The organism is Pseudomonas sp. RGM2987, from assembly GCF_022952855.1.
In the GTDB taxonomy this organism is placed as follows: Bacteria; Pseudomonadota; Gammaproteobacteria; order Pseudomonadales; family Pseudomonadaceae; genus Aquipseudomonas.
The window spans coordinates 1-7,158 of record NZ_JALJDX010000073.1 but is presented as its reverse complement, the minus strand read 5'-3'; the positions used below and the strand labels follow the sequence as shown (position 1 = coordinate 7,158).

The window sequence follows — 7,158 nt, the reverse complement described above, 5'->3', positions numbered from 1 at the left end:
GGGGCCGGCAGTTGGCGCTGGGGTTAGGTGCTGAGTATCGGCATATTGACCAGGCGTGATGAGCCGGAATTAGAGGCGCCTGGTCGGACGCTTTCGCGAGCAAGCCCGCTCCCACCGAGAGCACGGTGCGGCACTGGTTTGGGGCCCTTTTACTCGCCTGTCGTAGCCAACGGTAGCAAACGCCGGAAACCATCCAAGCCTTTCCCCCACAGCTGATTTCCCCATCCTGCTGATTCCATTCACATTCCTTTTTTCCCACCCATGCTCATCCAGCCTGTGGCACACTTTCTGCTGTCTATTCCGTTGTTACATACCATGTTCCGGTATAGCGGAATAAACCCATCCTGGAGTGCTTGCCATGCAACGCCGACCTTCCTTGTTCAAAGCGTGTGTTTTTCTCTTCGCGGCCACGATGGCTGCGGTTGGTGTCGCTCAGGCGGCCGACAGCAAGCTGGACAGCGTGCTGCAACGCGGGAAATTGATTGTGGGCACGGGCAGTACCAATGCGCCGTGGCACTTCCAGGGAGCGGATGGCAAGTTGCAGGGCTTTGATATCGACATTGCCCGGATGGTCGCCAAGGGGTTGTTCAACGACCCGGAGAAAGTCGAATTCGTGGTGCAGTCTTCCGATGCGCGGATTCCCAACCTGCTGACCGACAAGGTCGACATGAGCTGCCAGTTCATCACTGTCACCGCCAGCCGCGCGCAGCAGGTGGCGTTCACCTTGCCGTATTACCGTGAAGGGGTTGGCCTGTTGCTGCCGGCCAACAGCAAGTACAAGGAAATCGAAGACCTGAAGGCGGCCGGTGATAGCGTCACCGTGGCGGTCTTGCAGAACGTCTACGCCGAGGAGCTGGTGCACCAGGCACTGCCCAAGGCCAAGGTCGACCAGTACGACAGCGTCGATTTGATGTACCAGGCAGTGAACTCCGGCCGCGCCGATGCCGCTGCCACCGACCAGTCTTCGGTCAAGTATCTGATGGTGCAGAACCCCGGGCGCTATCGCAGCCCGGCCTACGCCTGGAGCCCGCAAACCTACGCCTGCGCGGTCAAGCGCGGCGACCAGGACTGGCTGAACTTCGTCAACACCACCTTGCATGAGGCCATGACTGGCGTGGAATTCCCCACCTACGCCGCGTCGTTCAAGCAATGGTTCGGCGTCGAATTGCCGTCGCCGGCCATCGGTTTCCCTGTCGAATTCAAATGACCCCGTGAGCCCGGAGCGCCGTTTCAGGGCGCTCCGGCGCAGGTACTGCGAACCATGAATTATCAGTTGAACTTTGCCGCCGTCTGGCGCGATTTCGACACGCTGCTGGCGGGGCTCGGCCTGGGGCTGTCCCTGGCGCTGGTGTCGATCGCCATCGGTTGCGTGATCGGCCTGGCGATGGCCTTCGCGCTGCTCAGCAAGCATCGCGTCTTGCGGGTGCTGGCATCGGTGTATGTCACGGTGATCCGCAATACGCCGATCCTGGTGTTGATCCTGTTGATCTACTTCGCCTTGCCCAGCCTGGGTATTCGCCTGGACAAGCTGCCATCGTTCGTCATCACCCTGTCGCTCTATGCCGGGGCCTACCTGACCGAAGTGTTCCGGGGTGGGTTGATGAGCATTCACAAAGGGCAGCGCGAAGCGGGGCTCGCCATTGGCCTGGGCGAGTGGCAGGTGAAGGCGTATGTCACGGTGCCGGTGATGTTGCGCAACGTGCTGCCGGCCTTGTCGAACAACTTCATTTCGCTGTTCAAGGACACCTCCCTGGCGGCCGCGATTGCGGTGCCGGAGCTGACCTATTACGCCCGCAAGATCAACGTGGAGAGCTACCGGGTGATCGAAACCTGGCTGGTGACCACGGCCCTGTATGTCGCGGCCTGTTACCTCATTGCCATGGTGTTGCGGTATTTCGAGCAACGCCTGGCGATCCGCCGTTAGGAGCGTTCCATGTACGAATCCCCCAGTTGGTTGCATGAGTTGTGGGTCGCCCGGGACACTCTGTGGGCGGGCTTCCTGACCAGCGTGCAGTGTTCGCTGCTGGCGATTTTGCTCGGCACCCTGATCGGCCTCTTTGCAGGCTTGGTGCTGACTTACGGCCGGACCTGGATGCGCGCGCCGTTTCGCTTCTACGTCGACCTGATTCGCGGCACACCGGTGTTCGTGCTGGTGCTGGCCTGCTTCTACATGGCACCGGCCCTGGGCTGGCAGATCAGCGCGTTCCAGGCCGGGGTCCTGGGCCTGACGCTGTTTTGCGGCTCCCACGTGGCCGAGATCGTGCGCGGTGCCTTGCAGGCGCTGCCGCGTGGGCAGATGGAAGCGAGCCAGGCCATCGGCCTGACGTTTTTCCAGGCGTTGGCTAATGTGCTGTTGCCCCAGGCGTTGCGGCAGATCCTGCCGACCTGGGTCAATTCCTCCACCGAGATCGTCAAGGCGTCGACCCTGCTGTCGGTGATCGGCGTCGCCGAACTGCTGCTCAGTACCCAGCAAATCATCGCCCGGACCTTCATGACCCTGGAGTTCTACCTGTTCGCCGGTTTTCTCTTTTTCATCATCAATTACGCCATCGAGTTGCTCGGGCGGCACATTGAAAAGCGGGTGGCCTTGCCATGAGTGAAGTTTCCAACCTTTCGAACGCGCAACCGCTGCTGGACATTCGCGGCCTGTGCAAACAATACGGCCCGCTGGAAGTGCTCAAGGGCGTGGACCTGAGCATGCAGCGCGGCAACGTGGTCACGCTGATCGGTTCCAGTGGCTCGGGCAAGACCACGCTGTTGCGCTGCGTGAACATGCTGGAGGAATTCCAGGGCGGCCAGATCGTGCTCGATGGCGAGTCCATCGGCTATGACGACGTTGGCGGCAAGCGTGTACGCCATCCCGAGAAAGTCATCGCCCGGCACCGGGCCATGACCGGCATGGCCTTCCAGCAATTCAACCTGTTCCCCCATTTGACCGCGTTGCAGAACGTCACCCTGGGTCTGCTCAAGGTGAAAAAACTGCACAAGGACGAAGCGGTGGCCCTGGCCGAGAAGTGGCTGGAGCGGGTCGGGCTGCTGGAACGCCGCGATCATTTTCCCGGTCAGTTGTCCGGCGGCCAGCAACAGCGCGTGGCGATTGCCCGCGCCATTGCAATGAACCCCAGCCTGATGCTGTTCGACGAAGTCACCTCGGCCCTGGACCCGGAATTGGTCGGCGAAGTGCTGAACGTCATCAAGGGCCTGGCCGAGGATGGCATGACCATGCTGCTGGTCACTCATGAGATGCGCTTTGCCTTCGAGGTGTCGGACAAGATCGTGTTCATGAACCAGGGCCGCATCGAAGAGCAGGGCTCGCCGAAAGAACTGTTCGAGCGCCCGCAATCTCCGCGTCTGGCGGAGTTTCTCAAGAACACTCGTTTCTAATCCATTGAACAAGGAGAACCACCCATGAGCATTACACGCTACGGCACCGGCAGCACCGCGGGCGGCGGCCAGGCACGGCCCTTTGCCCGTGCCGTCGAGGCCGATGGCTGGCTGCACGTGTCCGGCCAGGTGCCGGCGGTGAACGGCGAGATCATTGTCGGCGGGATCGTCGAGCAGACGCACCAGACCATGAAGAACCTGATCGCCATTCTCGAGGAAGCCGGTTATGGCCTGGAGGACGTGGTGCGCTGCGGCGTGTGGCTGGACGACCCGCGGGATTTCTGGAGCTTCAACAAGGTGTTCGGCGAATACTTCAGCCCCGAACACGCCCCGGCCCGGGCCTGTGTGCAGGCGAGCATGATGGTCGATTGCAAGGTTGAGATCGATTGCATTGCCTACAAAAAGAAAGGCTGAAGCCAGGTGCAGCATTGCCACTCGGGACCGGTTTGATTCATCGTGGTGAGCACATTTCTGTGGCGAGGGAGCTTGCTCCCGCTGGCCTGCGACGCAGGCCCTGAATAGCGACAGACGACTGCTGCGCAGTCGAGCGGGAGCAAGCTCCCTTGCCACAATGAATTACAGGCACCTTAAGTGGCATTACCAGGAATTGAAGTCATGACCGAAGACACCATCAAACGCCGGGCCCGAGGATTGGATCGGGCGTTCGATATCCTCGATTTCCTCAAGGAGATCGGCCAGCCGCTGCGCCCGAACGACATCGCCAGTGGCATCGGTAGCCCCAAATCCACGGTCTATGAACTGGTGGCCTCGCTGCTGGAGCGGCGCATCCTTGAACCCGTGGGCAAGGATGGCCACGTCTACCTGGGGCGCCAGTTGTATTTCCTCGGGCAGGCGCACCTGCGGCATTTCGACCTGAGCCGCGAGGCCGACCATGCCCTGCAGGAGATCGTCAGCCAGACCCACGAAACCGCCCAGATGTGCCTGCTCAACGGGCGCAAGTACACAGTGGCCTTGATGAAAGAGGGCGAGCGGCATTTCCGCATTTCTTCGGACATCGGTGAAAACGCCCCCATCCCCTGGACCGCCTCCGGTCGCCTGCTGCTGGCGCATTTGAGCGACCAGCAGATCGTCGACCTGATCGACCCTGACGACTTCATCCTGCCGGACGGCGAACGCCTGCCCCTGGAGCGGTTTCTCAAGGAAATCCGCCAGGCCGGTCTCGATGGATTCTTCTCGTTCGACAGCGTGGCCGACACCTTCACCCACTGTTTCGCCGCGCCGGTCAAAGACCCCAATGGCGTCGCCATCGCGACCCTGTGCATCGTCGCCCCCCGGGCCGACGCCAAAAACAACTACGCCGACTATCGCCGGGTGCTGATCGAAAGCGCCAACAACCTGGCCCGGCGCATCAATGATTAGATAACCACGGCTGTTCGCGGCCGTGCGTGAGGAGTTCGAACATGTCTTCTGCCATTCATAACGCCAAGGTGGAAAAGGGCGCCGCCAGCGTCGGTGCTCATCTGTTGCGCGATGTCAGCCTGCCGGCGCTGGTGCTGCACCGCGAGGCGCTGGAGCACAACATTCGCTGGATGCAAAAGTTCGTCAGCGACAGCGGCGCCGAACTGGCGCCCCACGGCAAGACCAGCATGACCCCGACGCTGTTTCGCCGCCAGCTCGAGGCCGGCGCCTGGGGCCTGACCCTTGCCACTGCGGTGCAGACCCGTGCCGCCTACGCCCATGGCGTGCGCCGGGTGCTGATGGCCAACCAATTGGTCGGCGGGCCAAACATGGCGCTGGTCGCCGATCTGCTGGTCGACCCGACGTTCGAATTCCATTGCATGGTCGATCACCCCGACAACGTGGCCGACCTGGGGGCGTTCTTTGCCGCTCGCGGTCTGAAGCTCAATGTGATGATCGAATACGGTGTGGTGGGTGGCCGTTGTGGTTGCCGGACCGAGGCCGAGGTGCTGGCGCTGGCCGAGGCGATCGGCGCACAGCCGGCGCTGGCGCTGACCGGTATCGAAGGCTATGAAGGGGTGATCCACGGTGACCACGCCGTCAGCGGCATCCGCGGGTTCGCCGCGTCCCTGGTGCGCCTGGCGGTGCAGTTGCAGGACAGCGGTGCGTTTGCCATCGACAAGCCGATCATCACCGCCTCGGGTTCGGCCTGGTACGACCTGATCGCCGAGTCCTTCGAGACCCAGAACGCCCAGGGGCGTTTCCTCAGTGTGCTGCGCCCCGGCAGTTATGTGGCTCACGACCATGGCATCTACAAAGAAGCCCAGTGTTGTGTGCTGGAACGCCGCAGCGACCTGCACGAAGGTTTGCGCCCGGCCCTGGAAGTCTGGGCCCATGTGCAATCGCTGCCGGAGCCGGGCTTCGCGGTGATTGCCCTGGGCAAGCGCGACGTGGCCTACGACGCCGGGCTGCCGGTTCCGCTCAAGCGCTACAAGGCCGGTGCCGATGCGGCGGCGGGGGATGACGTGAGCGGCTGCAAGGTGACGGCGGTGATGGACCAGCATGCGTTCATGAGCGTGGCGCCGGGGGTTGAGCTGCGCGTCGGCGATGTCATTGCGTTTGGGACTTCCCATCCGTGCCTGACCTTTGACAAGTGGCGGGTGGGGTGCCTGGTGGATGAGGGGTTGCGGGTGGTTGAGAGTATGGAGACTTGTTTCTAGGGCTTGAGACCGAGTCGCGGCTATCGCGAGCAGGCTCGCTCCCACAGGGGATCTTTAGCGGACGGATCTTGTGTTCGCAACTGCCCAAATGTGGGAGCGGGCTTGCTCGCGAAGGCGTCCTGCAAACCACCACGAAGCTATCAGGACACCCCCATGAGCAAACCAAAACACCGCATCGCCCTGATCGGCGAGTGCATGATCGAACTGCAACAACGCGCCGACGGCGGCCTGCAACAAAGCTTCGGAGGCGATACCCTGAACACGGCGGTGTACCTGGCCCGCGCCTTGGGCGACAGGGGCGCGGTGGATTACGTTACCGCCCTGGGCGATGACAGTTTCAGCGACGCCATGTGCCACGGCTGGGCCGAGGAAAACATCGGCCTGGATCGGGTCCAGCGCTTGCCCGGGCGCTTGCCGGGTTTGTACTGCATCCAGACCGACGCAGCCGGGGAGCGACGCTTCTTGTACTGGCGCAACGAGGCGGCGGTACGCGATTGTTTTACCATGCCGGCTGCCGCGCCGATCCTGGCGGCGCTGGTGGATTACGACGTGCTGTATTTCAGCGGCATTACCCTGGCGGTGCTCGGCGAACAAGGACGTAACAGGCTCATCGAAACCCTGGTCGAAGCGCGGCGCCGCGGGGCGCAGGTGGTGTTCGACAACAACTATCGGCCCAGGCTCTGGGCGTCAGTCGAGGCGGCCCGCGCGGCGTATGGCAGCGTCCTGCCATACGTGGAACTGGCGCTGTTGACGGTGGACGACGAGCAGGCGTTGTTCGGGCATGCCGACACAGAGGCGGTGTTCGCCGCCTATGAGCGCTTCGGCACGCCCGAGGTGGTGCTCAAGCGCGGCGCCGAGGCCTGTTTGATCCGCTGCGATGGTCAGTCTTACGAAGTGCCCGCCCTGCGGGTCGAATGCGTGGTGGACACCACGGCGGCGGGGGATTCATTCAGCGCTGCGTACCTGGCGAGTCGCTTACTCGGTGGTAGCCCGACCGAGGCGGCCGAGGCGGGGCATTTGCTGGCGAGCCGGGTGATTCAGGTGCCGGGGGCGTTGATACCCAAGGACTGAAAACACCCCACACCCTGTGGGAGCGGGCTTGCTCGCGAAGGCGGTGTGTCAGCCAACATCTGTC

Annotated in this window: 8 protein-coding genes; all 8 read left to right on the top strand. The window is 62.5% G+C overall.

Annotated elements, in window-relative coordinates:
* Nucleotides 1–358 precede the first annotated feature (358 nt).
* The 8 genes from RGM2987_RS00870 to RGM2987_RS00835 all read left to right on the top strand — a co-directional run bounded on the left by RGM2987_RS00870 (nucleotide 359) and on the right by RGM2987_RS00835 (nucleotide 7,094).
* On the top strand, nucleotides 359–1,207 hold the full coding sequence (locus RGM2987_RS00870) for a transporter substrate-binding domain-containing protein (protein ID WP_245138227.1): 849 nt from the start codon (nucleotides 359–361) through the stop codon (nucleotides 1,205–1,207).
* Nucleotides 1,208–1,261: 54 nt separating this feature from the next.
* The gene (locus tag RGM2987_RS00865; RefSeq protein ID WP_092327511.1) at nucleotides 1,262–1,924 is read left to right on the top strand and encodes an amino acid ABC transporter permease; all 663 of its coding nucleotides are present in this window, start codon (nucleotides 1,262–1,264) and stop codon (nucleotides 1,922–1,924) included.
* A 9-nt stretch (nucleotides 1,925–1,933) separates the two neighbouring features.
* Nucleotides 1,934–2,596, top strand: a complete 663-nt coding sequence (locus tag RGM2987_RS00860) for an amino acid ABC transporter permease (protein WP_245138226.1) — start codon at nucleotides 1,934–1,936, stop codon at nucleotides 2,594–2,596.
* On the top strand, nucleotides 2,593–3,384 hold the full coding sequence (locus RGM2987_RS00855; RefSeq protein ID WP_245138225.1) for an amino acid ABC transporter ATP-binding protein: 792 nt from the start codon (nucleotides 2,593–2,595) through the stop codon (nucleotides 3,382–3,384). Before RGM2987_RS00860 ends, RGM2987_RS00855 begins: the two co-directional genes overlap by 4 nt.
* Before the next feature lie 24 nt (nucleotides 3,385–3,408).
* Nucleotides 3,409–3,798 carry a RidA family protein gene (locus RGM2987_RS00850; RefSeq protein ID WP_245138224.1) on the top strand — a complete coding sequence of 130 codons (390 nt, stop codon included), beginning with the start codon at nucleotides 3,409–3,411 and terminating at the stop codon, nucleotides 3,796–3,798.
* Nucleotides 3,799–3,999: 201 nt separating this feature from the next.
* A complete protein-coding gene (locus tag RGM2987_RS00845) occupies nucleotides 4,000–4,764 on the top strand; it encodes an IclR family transcriptional regulator (protein ID WP_245138223.1) in 765 nt (254 codons plus the stop codon).
* A gap of 41 nt (nucleotides 4,765–4,805) precedes the next feature.
* Nucleotides 4,806–6,023: an amino acid deaminase gene (locus RGM2987_RS00840; RefSeq protein WP_245138222.1), complete on the top strand. Its 1,218-nt coding sequence runs from the start codon at nucleotides 4,806–4,808 to the stop codon at nucleotides 6,021–6,023.
* 153 nt (nucleotides 6,024–6,176) lie between these two features.
* Nucleotides 6,177–7,094, top strand: a complete 918-nt coding sequence (locus tag RGM2987_RS00835; RefSeq protein ID WP_245138221.1) for a sugar kinase — start codon at nucleotides 6,177–6,179, stop codon at nucleotides 7,092–7,094.
* The last annotated feature ends 64 nt before the right edge of the window (nucleotides 7,095–7,158 follow it).

Excerpts from the sequence above, each read along its gene's own strand:
- RGM2987_RS00870 (WP_245138227.1), top strand. The coding sequence starts at position 359 with ATGCAACGCCGACCTTCCTTGTTCAAAGCGTGTGTTTTTCTCTTCGCG.
- RGM2987_RS00865 (WP_092327511.1), top strand. The coding sequence starts at position 1,262 with ATGAATTATCAGTTGAACTTTGCCGCCGTCTGGCGCGATTTCGACACG.
- RGM2987_RS00860 (WP_245138226.1), top strand. The coding sequence starts at position 1,934 with ATGTACGAATCCCCCAGTTGGTTGCATGAGTTGTGGGTCGCCCGGGAC.
- RGM2987_RS00855 (WP_245138225.1), top strand. The coding sequence starts at position 2,593 with ATGAGTGAAGTTTCCAACCTTTCGAACGCGCAACCGCTGCTGGACATT.
- RGM2987_RS00850 (WP_245138224.1), top strand. The coding sequence starts at position 3,409 with ATGAGCATTACACGCTACGGCACCGGCAGCACCGCGGGCGGCGGCCAG.
- RGM2987_RS00845 (WP_245138223.1), top strand. The coding sequence starts at position 4,000 with ATGACCGAAGACACCATCAAACGCCGGGCCCGAGGATTGGATCGGGCG.
- RGM2987_RS00840 (WP_245138222.1), top strand. The coding sequence starts at position 4,806 with ATGTCTTCTGCCATTCATAACGCCAAGGTGGAAAAGGGCGCCGCCAGC.
- RGM2987_RS00835 (WP_245138221.1), top strand. The coding sequence starts at position 6,177 with ATGAGCAAACCAAAACACCGCATCGCCCTGATCGGCGAGTGCATGATC.